Annotated in this window: 15 protein-coding genes; 6 read left to right on the forward strand and 9 right to left on the reverse strand. The window is 59.8% G+C overall.

What is annotated here, in order from left to right; translation table 11 throughout:
* Positions 1–117: 117 nt before the first annotated feature.
* A complete protein-coding gene (locus tag GNF76_RS15210; protein ID WP_155583975.1) occupies positions 118–1,950 on the reverse strand; it encodes a sigma-54-dependent Fis family transcriptional regulator in 1,833 nt (610 codons plus the stop codon).
* A 352-nt stretch (positions 1,951–2,302) separates the two neighbouring features.
* On the opposite strand from GNF76_RS15210, the gene GNF76_RS15215 reads away from it, so the two are divergent.
* The 6 genes from GNF76_RS15215 to GNF76_RS15240 are packed head-to-tail and all read left to right on the forward strand — an operon-like array spanning position 2,303 to position 8,239.
* A complete protein-coding gene (locus GNF76_RS15215) occupies positions 2,303–3,397 on the forward strand; it encodes an ABC transporter ATP-binding protein (RefSeq protein WP_155583976.1) in 1,095 nt (364 codons plus the stop codon).
* On the forward strand, positions 3,397–4,494 hold the full coding sequence (locus GNF76_RS15220) for an ABC transporter ATP-binding protein (RefSeq protein WP_155583977.1): 1,098 nt from the start codon (positions 3,397–3,399) through the stop codon (positions 4,492–4,494). The genes GNF76_RS15215 and GNF76_RS15220 overlap by 1 nt, the downstream gene beginning before the upstream one ends.
* Complete coding sequence (locus tag GNF76_RS15225; RefSeq protein ID WP_010173085.1) at positions 4,491–5,357, forward strand: carbohydrate ABC transporter permease; 867 nt, start codon at positions 4,491–4,493, stop codon at positions 5,355–5,357. Before GNF76_RS15220 ends, GNF76_RS15225 begins: the two co-directional genes overlap by 4 nt.
* A gap of 10 nt (positions 5,358–5,367) precedes the next feature.
* Positions 5,368–6,168 carry a carbohydrate ABC transporter permease gene (locus GNF76_RS15230; protein WP_155583978.1) on the forward strand — a complete coding sequence of 267 codons (801 nt, stop codon included), beginning with the start codon at positions 5,368–5,370 and terminating at the stop codon, positions 6,166–6,168.
* Positions 6,169–6,178: 10 nt separating this feature from the next.
* Positions 6,179–6,451: a DUF2160 domain-containing protein gene (locus GNF76_RS15235; RefSeq protein WP_155583979.1), complete on the forward strand. Its 273-nt coding sequence runs from the start codon at positions 6,179–6,181 to the stop codon at positions 6,449–6,451.
* Positions 6,452–6,496: 45 nt separating this feature from the next.
* Entirely contained in the window at positions 6,497–8,239 is a 1,743-nt protein-coding gene (locus GNF76_RS15240; protein ID WP_155583980.1) for an ABC transporter substrate-binding protein, read from the forward strand.
* A gap of 101 nt (positions 8,240–8,340) precedes the next feature.
* Here GNF76_RS15240 and GNF76_RS15245 read toward each other — a convergent pair whose 3' ends face one another.
* From GNF76_RS15245 to nuoI, 8 genes are all read right to left on the reverse strand, one after another.
* Positions 8,341–8,655 carry a helix-turn-helix domain-containing protein gene (locus tag GNF76_RS15245; RefSeq protein ID WP_155583981.1) on the reverse strand — a complete coding sequence of 105 codons (315 nt, stop codon included), beginning with the start codon at positions 8,653–8,655 and terminating at the stop codon, positions 8,341–8,343.
* Positions 8,645–9,001: a type II toxin-antitoxin system RelE/ParE family toxin gene (locus GNF76_RS15250; RefSeq protein WP_246211917.1), complete on the reverse strand. Its 357-nt coding sequence runs from the start codon at positions 8,999–9,001 to the stop codon at positions 8,645–8,647. Before GNF76_RS15250 ends, GNF76_RS15245 begins: the two co-directional genes overlap by 11 nt.
* A 233-nt stretch (positions 9,002–9,234) precedes the next feature.
* Entirely contained in the window at positions 9,235–10,698 is a 1,464-nt protein-coding gene (nuoN, locus tag GNF76_RS15255) for an NADH-quinone oxidoreductase subunit NuoN (protein WP_155583983.1), read from the reverse strand.
* 7 nt (positions 10,699–10,705) lie between these two features.
* Entirely contained in the window at positions 10,706–12,238 is a 1,533-nt protein-coding gene (nuoM, locus tag GNF76_RS15260; RefSeq protein WP_155583984.1) for an NADH-quinone oxidoreductase subunit M, read from the reverse strand.
* A 55-nt stretch (positions 12,239–12,293) separates the two neighbouring features.
* Positions 12,294–14,147, reverse strand: coding sequence for an NADH-quinone oxidoreductase subunit L (gene nuoL / locus GNF76_RS15265; protein ID WP_155583985.1), 1,854 nt, complete (start codon positions 14,145–14,147; stop codon positions 12,294–12,296).
* Positions 14,144–14,452 (reverse strand): NADH-quinone oxidoreductase subunit NuoK, encoded by a 309-nt coding sequence (gene nuoK, locus GNF76_RS15270; protein ID WP_003219560.1) that lies wholly within the window; start codon positions 14,450–14,452, stop codon positions 14,144–14,146. The genes nuoL and nuoK overlap by 4 nt, the downstream gene beginning before the upstream one ends.
* Before the next feature lie 2 nt (positions 14,453–14,454).
* The gene (gene nuoJ, locus GNF76_RS15275) at positions 14,455–14,958 is read right to left on the reverse strand and encodes an NADH-quinone oxidoreductase subunit J (RefSeq protein WP_155583986.1); all 504 of its coding nucleotides are present in this window, start codon (positions 14,956–14,958) and stop codon (positions 14,455–14,457) included.
* A 9-nt stretch (positions 14,959–14,967) separates the two neighbouring features.
* Positions 14,968–15,516: an NADH-quinone oxidoreductase subunit NuoI gene (gene nuoI / locus GNF76_RS15280; protein WP_155583987.1), complete on the reverse strand. Its 549-nt coding sequence runs from the start codon at positions 15,514–15,516 to the stop codon at positions 14,968–14,970.
* Position 15,517: the final 1 nt, after the last annotated feature.

Genomic DNA, 15,517 nt, shown 5'->3' on the forward strand with positions numbered 1-15,517 from the left:
GGCGCGGGGCAAGGAAAATCAGACACCCGGCGGGCATAGAACGTCTACCTGTCAGAATTGACAGTGGCGACGAATGGTCGCCAACGAGGCGGCGGGTTGGCCGGTGTTGAGTTGGGGTTAGGCGTCGTTCCGGCGCAGGCGTTTGTACAGGGTGTTGCGGCTGACACCCAGTTCCCGGGCGAGGTGGGAGATGTTGCCGCCCACCGCTTTCAATCGCTGGTTGAGGTCCAGGCTGTCATCCGGCAACTCGTTGGGGGACGGCGGGGCGGACAGGTTGAGGTCGACAAAAAAATCATCCGGTAAATGCTCCACCCGCACCGGCTGGTCCTCGGCCATGGCCAACGCGACCTGCATCACGCTGCTGACCTGACGCAAATTTCCCGGCCATGGATGCTGTTCGAACAGCGCCAGCACCTCATGGCTGAGCCCGGCCCACTGGCTCGGTTCACGGTGTTGCGCCCACAACTGCTTGAACAGTGCCTGTTTGTCACTGCGCTCGCGCAACGGCGGCAGTTCCAGGGTCAGGCCGCCAATGCGGTAATACAGGTCTTCGCGAAAGCGGCCGATCTGCACCTGTTCACGCAGCGAACGGTTGGTGGCGGAGATGATCCGCAAGTCCACCGGGAACACATCGCTGCTGCCCACCGGTTGCACGCAACGCTCCTGGAGCACCCGCAGCAAACGCGCCTGGGTGGGCAGCGGCATGTCGCCGATCTCGTCGAGAAACAGCGTGCCCTTGTCGGCCTTGCGGATCAGGCCGATGCTGCCTTTCTGGTTGGCGCCGGTGAACGCGCCTTTTTCGTAGCCAAACAACTCAGACTCCACCAGTTCGGCGGGGATCGCCGCGCAGTTGACTGCGATAAACGCCTGTTGGCTGCGGGAACTGGCCTGGTGCAGGGCTTTGACGAACACTTCCTTGCCGACGCCGGTTTCGCCGTGGATCAGCAGAGGGATGTCCTTCTCCAGCAGGCGCTCGGCCTGGCGCACGGCTTTTTCCACGCGGCTGTCACCGAAGTGCAAGGTCTTGAGGCTGATCGCCGCAGGCGTTGGTTCGGGTTTCTTCGGTTCGACAAATACCCGCGCCTGCACCGGCGCCTGCTTGGGCCGCTTCAACAGGCACTGGAAACGGTTGCGGCCCGCAGCCTGCAACGCAAAGGGCAGGCCCTCGGGTTGATTGAGCAGTTCCAGCAGCGAGACCTTGAACAGGCTGTCGATCATCACCCGCGACAGGCTGATGCCCAGCAGGTTGTCGGCACGACGGTTGGCTGACAGCACCTGGCCGCTTTCATCGAAGATCAGCAGGCCGGCCCACTGGCTGTCAAGGTTACTCAGGCCGGTGTTGAAGGTCAGTTGGAAGTGCTCGCCCCGAAACAGGTTGAGGATCAGCCGGTTTTCTACCGTCTGGCTCATCATCTTGACCATGCCCAAGGTGTGGGACGGCGGCAGGTAGCTGTCGCTGGACACATCCAGCACCGCAATGATCTCGCGCTGGGCATCGAAGATCGGCGCCGCGGAGCCGGTCATGAAGCGGTTGGCCTTGAGGAAGTGTTCGTCATGTTCGATATGCACCGCTTGGGCACAGGCCAGCGCGGTGCCGATGGCATTGGTGCCGCTTGCGCGCTCTTGCCAGCTGGCGCCGGCGCTGAAGCCACGGGCCAGTTTTGGCTCGATAAAACGCTGGGTGCCCCAGGATGTGAGGACCTGGCCTTGATTGTCGGCCAGCATAATCAAACAGTTCGAATTACTGAGGATATTTTCGTAGTAAGGCAGGACTTCCTGGTGGGTGGTCTGCACCAGGGAGTGCTGGCTTTCCAGCAGTTGACTGATGCCTTCGGCGGGCAGTTGGTCGAAGCTTGGTGGGCTCTGGTGATCCAGGCCGAAGGCGCGGCAGCGGCGCCAGGAGTCCTGGATGATGGTGTCATGGGCCAGTGGTGGGGCAGGAGCAGCCATGGTGGTCACCCTCTATTTTATTGTTGTTATGAGGCTGTAGCCGCTGCCGAGGCACGAGGCTGCGATGCGTGTCCGCAGGACCGCCCCAAGGGCCGCTACGCGACCCATCGCAGCCTCGTGCCTCGGCAGCGGCTACAGGGTGGAGCCCGAAAAAGTTTATTCAGTGTTGTTCAGAACTGTTCATTGTCAACCCGGCAGTTGTTCAATTGTTCAGTGCGATATGTTCATTTCTGTTCAGGAGTGAATTCACCTTTTTGCTCAATCCATTGATCCGCCTGAGTTTTAAGCTTCTGGCACGAAACTCGCTCTGCTCTTTCGCCAGCACTCTTCCAATAATAAAAAAGGGCATGTCATGTCATTGACCCTGGAACATGTCACTCGTGTTGTCGAAGGCCAGACCTGGATCGACGATGCCAACCTGCGTTTCGAGGCCGGTTCGTTCAACGTCCTGCTGGGCCGCACGCTGTCCGGCAAGACCAGCCTGATGCGCCTGATGGCCGGCCTGGACAAGCCCGATAGCGGGCGCATCCTGATGAATGGCGTCGATGTCACCCGGCAACCGGTGCGTCTGCGCAACGTGTCGATGGTCTACCAGCAATTCATCAACTACCCGACCATGACCGTGTTCGAGAATATCGCCTCGCCGCTGCGCCAGGCCGGGGTCTCGGCGGAGCTGATCCAGAGCAAGGTGCTGGAGACCGCAAAGATGCTGCGCATCGAGAAGTTCCTGCAGCGTCACCCCCTGGAGCTTTCCGGTGGCCAGCAGCAACGCACGGCCATGGCTCGGGCGCTGGTCAAGGATGCGGAGCTGATTCTGTTCGACGAGCCACTGGTGAACCTCGACTACAAACTGCGCGAAGAGCTGCGCCAGGAAATGCGCGAGCTGTTCAAGGCACGGCATACCATCGCCATCTACGCCACCACCGAACCCAACGAAGCCCTGGCCCTGGGTGGCACCACAACGATTCTCCACGAAGGCCGGGTGATCCAGAGCGGCAAGGCCGCCGAGGTTTATCACCAGCCGCAAACCGTATTGGCCGCCGAGCTGTTTTCCGAACCGCCGATCAATCTGATGCCGGGGCGCATCAGCGGTAATGAAGTGAGCTTCGCCAACTTCGTACACTTCCCGCTGAACGTTGATCTGCGACCTATTGGTGACGGTGAGTTTCGTTTTGGCGTGCGCCCCAGCCATATCAGCCTGGTGCCGAGCAATGATGACGATCTGGAACTGGCGGTGACCGTGGAAGTCGCGGAAATCAGTGGTTCGGAAACCTTCCTGCATGTACGCAGCGAGCATTTCCTGCTGGTGCTGCACTTGCCCGGGGTTCATGAGTACGACGTCGACGCGCCGATTCGCATCTACATCCCCACCCACAAACTGTTTGTGTTCGATGGTCAGGGACGTTTGGTCCAGGCGCCCGGACGACGTGTCGCGAGGGTTGCCTGATGGCCGAAATCCATTTGCAGAACCTGGCCCACAGCTACAGCCTTACGCCAGCAGGCCCTGAGGACTATGCCATTCGTGAAATGAACCACATCTGGGAGCAGGGTGGCGCCTACGCCTTGCTCGGCCCCTCAGGCTGCGGTAAGTCGACCCTGCTCAATATCATCTCCGGCCTGCTCAGCCCATCCGAAGGCCAGGTGCTGTTCGACAGCAAGGTGGTCAATGACCTGACCCCGGAGAAGCGCAACATTGCCCAGGTGTTCCAGTTCCCGGTGGTGTACGACACCATGACGGTGTTCGACAACCTGGCGTTTCCCCTGCGCAATCAGGGGCTGGGCGAGGCGAAAGTCCACAGCAAGGTGCAGGAAATCGCCGAAGTCCTCGACCTGCAAAGCCTGTTGAGCAAAAAAGCCCGCAACCTCACCGCTGACGAGAAGCAGAAAGTCTCCATGGGCCGCGGGCTGGTACGCGACGACGTCTCGGCGATCCTGTTTGACGAACCGCTGACGGTGATCGACCCACACCTGAAGTGGAAGCTGCGGCGCAAACTCAAGCAGATCCACGAGCAATTCAACATCACCATGGTCTACGTCACCCACGACCAGTTGGAGGCCTCGACCTTCGCCGACAAGATCGCGGTGATGTACGGCGGACAGATTGTGCAGTTCGGCACGCCCCGGGAGTTGTTCGAGCGGCCGAGCCATACCTTTGTCGGTTATTTCATCGGCAGTCCTGGGATGAATCTGATTGAAGTGCAGGCGGAGGCGGGCGGTGTGAGGTTTGCAGGCACCCATCTGGCATTGTCCGAGGCGTTGCAGCAGCGGATCGCAGAAACGGACTACAAGAAGCTGCAGGTCGGCATTCGCCCGGAGTTTATCCATGTGTGGGACGAGCCCTATGCCGACGCGCTGCAAGCGCAGGTGGTTCACGTCGAAGACCTCGGTACTTACAAGATCATGACCCTGGACCTGGACGGTGCACCCTTGAAAGTACGCCTGGCCGAAGACAAGCCGGTGCCTGAAAGCCAGGCGTCCATCAGTTTCCCGGCGCAATGGCTGATGGTGTATGCCGATGACTACCTGCTCGAGGTGCTGCCATGAACAAGGTGCAGAACAACAAGGCCTGGTGGCTGGTGCTGCCAGTGTTTTTGCTGGTGGCCTTCAGCGCGGTGATCCCGATGATGACCGTGGTCAACTATTCGGTGCAGGACATTTTCGATCAGTCCAGTCGCTATTTCGTCGGCGCCGACTGGTACAAACAGGTGTTGCTGGACCCCAGGCTGCATGATTCGCTGCTGCGCCAATTCATCTATTCGGCCTGCGTGCTGCTGATCGAGATTCCCCTCGGGATCGCCATCGCCCTGACCATGCCCACCAAGGGCCGTTGGTCGTCGCTGGTGCTGATCGTGATGGCCATCCCGCTGCTGATCCCGTGGAACGTGGTGGGCACCATCTGGCAGATCTTTGGCCGGGCCGATATCGGCTTGCTCGGTTCCACACTCAACGCCATGGGCATCAGCTACAACTACGCGGCCAATACCATGGACGCCTGGGTCACGGTGCTGGTGATGGATGTCTGGCACTGGACGTCCCTGGTGGCGCTGCTGTGTTTCTCGGGGCTGCGGGCGATTCCGGATGTGTACTACCAGGCGGCACGGATCGATCGGGCCTCCAGTTGGGCGGTATTCCGACATATTCAGTTGCCGAAGTTGAAGAGCGTACTGTTGATCGCGGTGATGCTGCGGTTCATGGACAGTTTCATGATCTACACCGAGCCGTTTGTACTGACCGGCGGTGGACCGGGCAATGCCACCACCTTCCTGAGTCAGACCTTGACCCAAATGGCTGTAGGGCAATTCGACTTGGGCCCGGCGGCGGCGTTTTCCCTGGTGTACTTCCTGATCATCCTGCTGGTGTCCTGGCTGTTCTACACCGCCATGACCCATTCCGACGCCAACCGCTGAGGCCGCCATCATGACTAAACGCAAGGTGGTGCCACTGCTGATCTACATCCTGTTCCTGCTGGTGCCGATCTACTGGCTGCTGAACATGTCCTTCAAGAGCAACACCGAAATCCTCGGCGGGCTGACACTGTTTCCCCAGAATTTCACGTTCGCCAACTACAAAGTCATTTTCACCGACCCCAGTTGGTACACCGGTTATCTCAACTCGCTGTACTACGTCAGCCTGAACACGGTGATTTCCCTGAGCGTGGCACTGCCGGCGGCCTACGCGTTTTCGCGCTATCGCTTTTTGGGGGACAAGCACCTGTTTTTCTGGCTGCTGACCAACCGCATGGCGCCGCCTGCAGTGTTTCTGCTGCCGTTCTTCCAGTTGTATTCGTCCATCGGCCTGTTCGATACCCACATCGCCGTGGCCCTGGCCCATTGCTTGTTTAACGTGCCGCTGGCGGTGTGGATCCTCGAAGGCTTCATGTCTGGGGTGCCCAAGGAAATTGACGAAACCGCCTACATTGATGGCTACAGCTTTCCCAAGTTCTTCGTGAAGATTTTCATCCCGTTGATTGGCTCGGGGATCGGCGTGACGGCGTTTTTCTGCTTCATGTTTTCCTGGGTCGAACTGCTGCTGGCGCGAACACTGACTTCGGTGAACGCCAAGCCGATCGCGGCGGTGATGACCCGCACGGTCTCGGCCTCCGGGATTGACTGGGGGGTGCTGGCCGCCGCCGGGGTGTTGACCATCCTGCCGGGCATGCTGGTGATCTGGTTTGTTCGCAACCACGTGGCCAAGGGCTTTGCCCTGGGCCGGGTCTGAGGAGTCGATGATGGAATGGATGGCCTGGACCACCCCGACTGCATTGTTCTTTGTCGCCATTGCCCTGTTGCTCACGGGCATGACCACGTGGGAACTGCGTTCGCCGAGTATTCCCCGGCGCGGTTTTTTACCGATCAGCACCACCCGTGGTGATCGCTTGTTTATCGGTCTTCTCGGCAGCGCCTACCTGCATTTGCTGGTGATTGGCGTAACCGGCTGGAGCATCTGGGTAGCGTCCGCGCTGTCTCTGGTGTGGCTGTTGTCTGTGATGCGCTGGGGCTAGTGGCCGGGTCTGGCATCCCCATCTGAACTTAACCAGGAGGTCTCTATGTTCGATAAAAACAATAAGCTGCGACATAGCATTTCATTGGCCGCCGTACTGGCCCTCAGCGGCCTGAGCGCCACGGCCTGGGCCGATGCTTACGAAGACGCCGCGAAAAAATGGATCGGCAGCGAGTTCAAACCGTCGACCCTCACCGAAGCCCAGCAACTCGATGAGTTGAAGTGGTTTATCAAGGCATCCGAGCCGTTTCGTGGGATGAAGATCAACGTGGTGTCGGAAACCCTCACCACCCACGAGTACGAGTCCAAGGTGCTGGCCAAGGCCTTCAGTGAAATCACCGGGATCAAGCTGACCCACGACCTGCTGCAGGAAGGCGACGTGGTGGAAAAGCTGCAGACCCAGATGCAGTCCGACAAGAACATCTATGACGGCTGGGTCAACGACTCGGACCTGATCGGCACGCACTTTCGCTATGGCAAGACCGAATCCATCACCGACCTGATGGCCAATGAAGGTAAGGACTTCACCTCGCCGACCCTGGATATCAAGGACTTCATTGGTATCTCGTTTACCACCGCGCCGGACGGCAAGATCTATCAATTGCCCGACCAGCAGTTTGCCAACCTGTACTGGTTCCGTGCCGACTGGTTCGAGCGGCCGGAGCTGAAAGCCAAGTTCAAGGAAAAGTACGGCTACGACTTGGGCGTGCCGGTGAACTGGTCGGCGTATGAGGACATTGCCAAGTTCTTCAGTGAAGACGTCAAGGAGATCGACGGCAAGCGTGTCTACGGGCACATGGATTACGGCAAGAAGGACCCATCCCTGGGCTGGCGCTTCACCGATGCCTGGTTCTCCATGGCCGGCGGCGGTGACAAGGGCCTGCCTAACGGCCTGCCGGTGGACGAGTGGGGCATTCGGGTCGAGGATTGCCATCCGGTGGGTTCCAGCGTGACCCGTGGCGGCGACACCAACGGCCCGGCGGCGGTGTTTGCCACGCAGAAGTATGTCGACTGGCTGCGGGCCTATGCGCCACCGGAGGCGGCGGGTATGACCTTCTCCGAATCCGGCCCGGTGCCGTCCCAGGGCAATATCGCCCAGCAGATCTTCTGGTACACCGCGTTTACCGCGGACATGACCAAACCGGGCTTGCCGGTGGTGAACGCCGACGGCACGCCGAAATGGCGCATGGCGCCATCTCCCGTCGGGCCCTATTGGGAAAAGGGCATGAAGAAGGGTTATCAGGACGTGGGTTCGTGGACCTTCCTCAAGTCGACGCCTGAAAAGCAAAAACTCGCGGCCTGGCTCTATGCGCAGTTTGTGACCTCGAAAACCGTATCGCTGAAGAAAACCATTGTGGGCCTGACACCGATCCGCGAATCCGACATCAACTCCCAGGCCATGACCGACCTGGCGCCGAAACTCGGTGGCCTGGTGGAGTTCTACCGCAGCCCGGCCCGTGTGGAGTGGACCCCGACCGGGACCAACGTGCCGGACTACCCGCGGCTGGCGCAATTGTGGTGGAGCCATATCTCGGAAGCCGCCAGCGGCGAGAAGACCCCGCAACAGGCGCTGGATGGCCTGGCCAAGGACCAGGATGCCATCATGACCCGGCTGGAGCGCTCCAAGGTGCAGCCTGTTTGCGGGCCGAAGATGAACCCGGAGCGGGATGCACAATACTGGTTTGATCAGCCAGGCGCACCGAAGCCGAAGTTGGCGAACGAGAAGCCCAAGGGCGAAACGGTCAGTTATAACGACTTGCTCAAGTCGTGGGAGGCGGCGCGTAAATAGGTGTGTTCTGTAGCCGCTGCCGAGGCACGAGGCTGTGATGCGGTCCGCAGGACCGACCTCTTCAACCCATCACAGCCTCGTGCCTCGGCAGCGGCTACACATCAGGTCAATGCTGCCAGACGCTCGACGGTTTCCGGAAATTTCGCTACCAATCGGATCAGCGTGGCTGCTTGGGCATTCGGTGTTGCCCTCCCTTGCTCCCAGTTCTCCAGTGTCCGTGTGTTGGTCCGCAGGTACATGGCAAATACCGACCGGGACAGGTTCAGTTGTTGACGCACCGCCACCACCTCTTCGGCGGTGAGTGGCGCCAGTTTGTTCAGGTGTACCTTGTGGGTACGCAGGGTGACTTTACCCTGGCGCTCATCTGCCAGGGCCTCGAGGCCTTCGACCAATTCTGAAAAGATGTCACGTTTCATGGGGTGTTCTCTCTTTGATTTCCCTGTCCAGCATCTGTTTGAGGGCTTTTTTGTGAGGTGGGGTTAAATCGTCCTGCTCATGTTTGCCGTACAAGGTAAACAGCCAGAATTGTGTGCCGCCCGACCACCAGTAATAAATGACCCGCAGGCCACCGCGTTTGCCCTTGTTTCGTCGTTCATCAACAAAGCGAACCTTGCGTAGCCCGCCAGTCCCCTCGATCACGTCACCCGCTTGCGGGTTTCTCATCAACGCCTGTTGAAAACCGTGAAAAAGCTCGTCACTCAGATAGTCCCTGCGATACCGCTCAAAGGGCGGCAGTTCGATAAATAGAGCATCCATGTTCATACGTAGCCTGCGTATAGTTTGGTGGCCCATCTGCAATGGGTCAAGTGACCCGGCTGTGGGATCTTTCCTAAAGCGCAAACACCATACGGGCGACTCTGGCGGGTAGATGCCAGATGGGGAGGCATCTCAGTGAGGAATATTCCTTGAGTGAAGTGGGGGAACAAAACCATCCTCCCAGAAACGCAAAACGGCACCCGAAGGTGCCGTTCTTTTTACTGCTTGCCGCTAAGCGATCAACCCGCCATCACCGCATGCTGCACCAGGGTGAGCAACGGTTGTGGGTAGACACCCAGGAAGAACGCCAGCAGGGCGATTGCCAGCAGCATTACGCCGCCTGCTTTCTGTTCCCAGTGCAACTCGGCATCCACACGGCGCAGGTTTGGCTCGATCAGGTACAGGGTCACCATCACGCGCAGGTAGTAGAAGACGCCAATGGCGCTACCCAGTACCAGGGATGCAACCAACCACCATTCGTGGGCTTCAACACCGGTCGCCACAATGTAGAACTTGCCGATGAAGCCAGCGGTCAGCGGGATACCGGCCAGGGACAGCATCATCACGGTCAGCACGGCGGTCAGGTACGGACGGCGCCAGAACAGGCCGCGGTATTCGTACAAGGCGTCGGCGTCACGGCCTTTATAAGGCGAGGACATCAGGGTGATCACACCGAACGCACCGAGGCTGGTGATCACGTAGGTGACCAGATAGACACCGATGGCTTCCATCGCCAGGCCTTTGCTCGCCACCAGGGCGATCAGCAGGTAACCGAAGTGGGCGATGGACGAATAACCCAGCAGACGCTTGAGGTTGTTCTGGGTCAGCGCCAGCAGGTTACCGAACAGGATCGAGGCAATAGCGATGATGGTCAGCACGTTGCTGAGCACGCCGGTATTGGCCGCAGGGGAGATCTGGAACAGACGCACCATCACGGCAAACACGGCGACTTTCGACGCGGTAGCCAGGAACGCGGCCACCGGCGCCGGGGCGCCTTCGTACACGTCCGGGGTCCACAGGTGGAAGGGCACCAGCGACAGCTTGAACGCCAGGCCGATCAGCATCATGGCCAGGCCCAGTTGGGCGATTGGCGCAGGGCTGCCGGAAGCTGCCAGGGCGTGACCGATGCCGCTGAAGCTCAGGCTGCCGGCTTCTGCGTACAGCAGGGCCATACCGAACAACAGGAACGCGGAGCCGGCGGCCGACAGCACCATGTACTTGATGCCGGCTTCCAGGGAGCGCTTGTTGAAGAAGGCATAAGCCACCAGGCCGTAGACCGGGATCGACAGCAGTTCCAGGCCGATGAACAAGCCGGCCAGGTGCTGCGCGCTGACCAGTACGATACCGCCGGTAGCCGCCAGCAGGATCAACAGGTACAGCTCTTCCTTGTTGCCCGGGTAACCGGTGCCGCCTTCGCCGAGGTAGGCGTGGGCGAGGGTGACGCAGGCCAGGGTGGCGACGAGGATCAACGCGATATACAGCAGCGCGAAATCATCGACCATCAACAGCGGAGTGACCGCCAGCGGTGCGACCTTGAGTGCCGGGATAATCGACAGCAAGGCCAGGTTCAAACCTGCCACGGAAACCAGGAAGGTCTGTGAGTGGTTGCGGCGCCATGCGATCGCCAGCATCACCACCACAACGGTGAGGCTGGAGATCAGCAGCGGCGCAAGCGCGATAAAGTGTTGGATCGTGAATTCCATAGCGCTCTTACCGGGCCGAAGCGAGTTGAGTGAAGGCGGTGCTGAACCATTGCTGCACGCCATGCATCGTTGCGGCAGAAGTATCCAGGAACGGTTGCGGGTACACGCCGATAAACACCAGCAGTACCGCAAGGCCGAGCACCATGATCAGTTCGCGACCGTCCATGCCGTGCAGCACGGTGTCGGACTTGGCCGGACCGAAGTACGCGCGGTGGATCATGATCAGCGAGTAGACCGAACCGAACACCAGGCCGGAGGTCGCGATCGCACTGATCCACGGTGTATGCACGAAGGCCCCCATCAGGATCAGGAACTCGCCGATGAAGTTGCCGGTACCCGGCAAGCCCAGGGATGCGGCGGCGAAGAACAGGCTGATGGCCGGCAAGTAGGCGATACGCGACCACACGCCGCCCATCTCACGCATGTCACGGGTGTGCAGACGCTCGTACAGTTGGCCACTGAGGATAAACAGTGCCGCTGCCGACACGCCGTGAGCCAGCATCTGGATCACGGCGCCTTGCAGCGCCAGTTGGCTACCCGAGTAGATACCGATCAGTACGAAGCCCATGTGGGAAACGGACGAGAAAGCAATCAGACGCTTGATGTCGGTTTGCGCGAACGCCAGGAACGCACCGTAGAAAATCCCGATCAGACCGAGGGTCATGGCGATCGGCGCAAACTCGGCCGAGGCATTCGGGAACAGCGGCAGGGCGAAACGCAGCAGACCATACGCAGCGGTCTTCAGCAGGATACCCGCCAGGTCCACGGAACCGGCAGTCGGTGCCTGGGCGTGAGCGTCAGGCAGCCAGGAGTGGAACGGCACCACCGGAAGCTTCACCGCGAACGCGATGAAGAAGCCCAGCATCAGGATGTACTCGGTGGTTAGGGACATCTTGGTTTTCAGCAGGTCGGCGTAGTTGAACGTGATCACGCCCGTGCTGTTGAAGTTGACCAGTACCAGACCCAGGATCGCCACCAACATGATCAGGCCGGAAGCCTGGGTGAAGATGAAGAACTTGGTCGCCGCGTAGATCCGGGTTTTCTTGCCGTCCGAAGAGCTGTGACCCCAGAGCGCGATGAGGAAATACATCGGCACCAGCATCATTTCCCAGAAGAAGAAGAACATGAACAGGTCCAGCGCAAGGAACACGCCGACAACGCCGCCCAGGATCCACATCAGGTTCAGGTGGAAGAAGCCCACGTGACGCTGAATCTCTTTCCAGGAGCAGAGTACCGAGAGGATACCCAGCAAGCCGGTCAGCAGGATCATCAGCAGCGACAGGCCGTCGAGGGCCAGGTGCACGTTGATGCCGAAGCGCTGGATCCACACGTGCTTGAATTCAAGCGCGAAGGTTGGATCGGCACCCGGTGCCGGAGCAAATGAATAGTCGCCATGGGCCCACAGCCAGAGGCCGAGCGCGAGTTCCAGGGACATGGTCAGCAACGCAATCCAGCGGGGCAGGGTAGCGCCGAAGCGCTCGCCCATCCAGCAGAGCAGGCCGCCGATAAAAGGGATCAGGATTAGCCAGGGCAGAATCATGACGGGCTCGTTTCCTTTCGCAAGTTCGCAAAGTTCGCAATGTACTTAGGCATGGTCAGACCGCTACCACGACGATGGCACCGATCACCAACACGGCACCGGCCGCCATGGACGCTGCATACCAACGCAATTGGCCAGTCTCGCTGCGGCTCAGGGCGGTATGACCGGCCTTGGCAGCGCGCGGGATCAAACCGATGGTCTGGTCGAGCGGGTCTTTGCGCAGTACATGGCTGATGGCAAGGTAAGGCTTGACGAACAGTTTGTCGTAGATCCAGTCGAAGCCCCAGGCAGCGAACCACCAGGCCGAAAGGAAGCGGCCAATGCCACTGTTGGCGACGGCGGTGACGAAGCGGCGCTTGCCGAGGAACAGCAGGGCCGCCAGCAGGATACCTGCGATGGCAATGGCACCCGAGGCGAGTTCCAGGCTGTGCTTGGCTTCGCCGCCGGCATGGCCGACGCTTTGTGGCAGTACACCGGCCAGCGGCGGGGTGATCATGGCGCCGATGAAGGTCGACAGGATGATCAGCACCGACAGTGGCAACCAGTGGGAAATGCCATGGCCTGCGTGGGCTTCGGTCTTGGCTTCACCGTGGAACGTGATGAAGATCAGGCGGAAGGTGTAAAGCGAGGTCATGAACGCACCGACCAGGCCGGCGTACAGCAGGCCGTGGTTACCGCTGGCAAAGGCTTCCCAGAGGATTTCGTCTTTCGAGTAGAAACCTGCGGTCACCAGTGGCAAGGCCGACAAGGCCGCACCGCCGACGATGAAGCTGGCGTAGGCCAACGGCAGCTTCTTCCACAGGCCGCCCATCTTGAAGATGTTCTGCTCGTGGTGGCAGGCAACGATCACCGCACCGGACGCAAGGAACAGCAGGGCCTTGAAGAAGGCGTGGGTCATCAGGTGGAAGATCGCGCCGTCCCAGGCACCAACGCCCAGGGCCAGGAACATGTAGCCGATCTGGCTCATGGTCGAGTAGGCGAGGATCCGCTTGATGTCGGTCTGAACCAGGGCTGCGAAGCCCGCCAGTACCAGGGTCACGCCACCCACCAGACCGACGAGATGCAGAATCTCCGGTGCCAGGGTGAACAGGCCGTGGGTACGGGCGATCAGGTAGACACCCGCGGTCACCATGGTTGCGGCGTGGATCAGTGCCGACACCGGGGTAGGGCCCGCCATCGCATCTGCCAGCCAGGTTTGCAGCGGCAGTTGCGCGGATTTACCCACTGCACCACCCAGCAACATCAGGGTCGCCAGGGTGATCCAGAAGTCACCGACCTGGAATTTCTGCGGTGCCAGCACCAGCAGTTCCTGGATATTCAGCGTGCCCACCTGTTGGAACAGGATGAACAGGCCGATGGCCATGAACACGTCGCCGATCCGGGTGACGATAAAGGCCTTGAGTGCCGCGTTACCGTTGTTGCGGTTGCTGTAGTAGAAACCGATCAACAGGTACGAGCACAGGCCCACGCCTTCCCAGCCGAAGTACAGGAACAACAGGTTATCGCCCAGCACCAGGAACAGCATGCTGGCGATAAACAGGTTGGTGTAGGCGAAGAAGCGTGAGTAACCGGCCTCACCGCGCATGTACCAGGACGCGAACAGGTGGATCAGGAAGCCAACACCCACCACCACGCCGAGCATGGTGATCGACAGACCGTCGACGTACAGGGCGAAGTTGGGCTTGAAGCCCTCCACCGACATCCACTGCCACAGCACCAGGGTGTAGTGACCACCTTCAGGCGGTGCGACGTTGAATTGCCAGATCACATAAGCCGCGACAATCGCCGACAAGCCGATGGAACCGACGCCGACCAGGGCCGAGAGGTTTTCCGACCAGCGTCCACGGGAGAACGACAGCAGCAGGAAACCGATCAGGGGAAACAGGAAAGTCAGAAAGATCATGTTCATCCGCGCATCTCACTGGCAGCGTCGATATCAAGCGTGTGGAAGCGACGATACAGTTGCAGCAGGATCGCCAGGCCAATACTGGCCTCGGCGGCTGCCAGGCTGATCACCAGGATGAACATGACTTGTCCATCCGGCTGGCCCCAACGGCTACCCGCCACGATGAACGCCAGTGCCGCAGCGTTCATCATGATTTCCAGGCTCATCAACACGAACAGAATGTTACGGCGAACCATCAGGCCGACCAGGCCAAGGCAGAACAGGATGCCGGCGACCGCCAGACCATGCTCCAAAGGGATAGCAGGCATCGTCATTGCTCCTTGGCTTCGTTGCGGCCCAAGTGGAAGGCGGTGATGGCTGCAGCGAGCAGCAGCATCGAAGCCAGTTCGACCACCAGCAGGTACGGGCCGAACAGGCTGATGCCCACGGCCTTGGCGTCTACGGTGGTGTGGCCGATGGCGTGGCCGCTCTGGTGAGCGAACAGCACATACAGCAGTTCAGCCAGCAGCAGGGCGGCCAGGATCACCGGACCGAGCCAGATGCCGGGCTTGAGCCAGACACGCTCCTGGGCGACCGAAGCCGGCCCCAGGTTGAGCATCATCACCACGAACACGAACAGCACCATGATGGCGCCAGCGTAGGCGATCACTTCCAGTACACCGGCGAACGGTGCGCCGAGGCTGAAGAAGGTCATGGCCACGGCGATCAACGAAATGATCAGGTAGAGCAGGGCGTGCACGGGGTTAGTGTTGGTGATCACGCGAAGCGTGGACACCACTGCAATACCCGATGCGAAATAGAAAGCGAATTCCATCTTTCTTCCTTAAGGCAGCAAGCTCTTCACGTTGATCGGCTCGGCTTCGTTTTGCGCGGAGCCTTTTGGCTTACCGGCAATGGCCATACCTGCAACACGATAGAAGTTGTAATCAGGGTTTTTACCGGGACCGGAGATCAACAGATCTTCTTTCTCGTACACCAGGTCCTGACGTTTGAACTCGGCCATTTCGAAATCCGGTGTCAGCTGGATCGCGGTGGTCGGGCAGGCTTCCTCACAGAGGCCGCAGAAAATGCAGCGCGAGAAGTTGATGCGGAAGAAGTCCGGGTACCAGCGACCGTCTTCGGTTTCAGCTTTCTGCAGCGAGATGCAGCCCACCGGGCACGCCACGGCGCACAGGTTGCAGGCTACACAGCGCTCTTCGCCGTCGGGGTCGCGGGTCAGGACGATGCGGCCGCGATAACGCGGCGGCAAGTAGACCGCTTCTTCCGGGTATTGCAGGGTGTCGCGTTTGCGAAAGCCGTGACCGAATATCATCACCAGGCTTCGCAACTGGGTACCGGTACCCTTAATGATGTCGCCAATATATTTGAACATG

Source organism: Pseudomonas spelaei (assembly GCF_009724245.1).
In the GTDB taxonomy this organism is placed as follows: Bacteria; Pseudomonadota; Gammaproteobacteria; order Pseudomonadales; family Pseudomonadaceae; genus Aquipseudomonas; species Aquipseudomonas spelaei.

What these genes read in the sequence shown, in the direction of transcription:
- GNF76_RS15210 (WP_155583975.1), bottom strand. Translation starts at nt 1,950, where the DNA reads ATGGCTGCTCCTGCCCCACCACTGGCCCATGACACCATCATCCAGGAC.
- GNF76_RS15215 (WP_155583976.1), top strand. Translation starts at nt 2,303, where the DNA reads ATGTCATTGACCCTGGAACATGTCACTCGTGTTGTCGAAGGCCAGACC.
- GNF76_RS15220 (WP_155583977.1), top strand. Translation starts at nt 3,397, where the DNA reads ATGGCCGAAATCCATTTGCAGAACCTGGCCCACAGCTACAGCCTTACG.
- GNF76_RS15225 (WP_010173085.1), top strand. Translation starts at nt 4,491, where the DNA reads ATGAACAAGGTGCAGAACAACAAGGCCTGGTGGCTGGTGCTGCCAGTG.
- GNF76_RS15230 (WP_155583978.1), top strand. Translation starts at nt 5,368, where the DNA reads ATGACTAAACGCAAGGTGGTGCCACTGCTGATCTACATCCTGTTCCTG.
- GNF76_RS15235 (WP_155583979.1), top strand. Translation starts at nt 6,179, where the DNA reads ATGGAATGGATGGCCTGGACCACCCCGACTGCATTGTTCTTTGTCGCC.
- GNF76_RS15240 (WP_155583980.1), top strand. Translation starts at nt 6,497, where the DNA reads ATGTTCGATAAAAACAATAAGCTGCGACATAGCATTTCATTGGCCGCC.
- GNF76_RS15245 (WP_155583981.1), bottom strand. Translation starts at nt 8,655, where the DNA reads ATGAAACGTGACATCTTTTCAGAATTGGTCGAAGGCCTCGAGGCCCTG.
- GNF76_RS15250 (WP_246211917.1), bottom strand. Translation starts at nt 9,001, where the DNA reads ATGAACATGGATGCTCTATTTATCGAACTGCCGCCCTTTGAGCGGTAT.
- nuoN (WP_155583983.1), bottom strand. Translation starts at nt 10,698, where the DNA reads ATGGAATTCACGATCCAACACTTTATCGCGCTTGCGCCGCTGCTGATC.
- nuoM (WP_155583984.1), bottom strand. Translation starts at nt 12,238, where the DNA reads ATGATTCTGCCCTGGCTAATCCTGATCCCTTTTATCGGCGGCCTGCTC.
- nuoL (WP_155583985.1), bottom strand. Translation starts at nt 14,147, where the DNA reads ATGAACATGATCTTTCTGACTTTCCTGTTTCCCCTGATCGGTTTCCTG.
- nuoK (WP_003219560.1), bottom strand. Translation starts at nt 14,452, where the DNA reads ATGCCTGCTATCCCTTTGGAGCATGGTCTGGCGGTCGCCGGCATCCTG.
- nuoJ (WP_155583986.1), bottom strand. Translation starts at nt 14,958, where the DNA reads ATGGAATTCGCTTTCTATTTCGCATCGGGTATTGCAGTGGTGTCCACG.
- nuoI (WP_155583987.1), bottom strand. Translation starts at nt 15,516, where the DNA reads ATGTTCAAATATATTGGCGACATCATTAAGGGTACCGGTACCCAGTTG.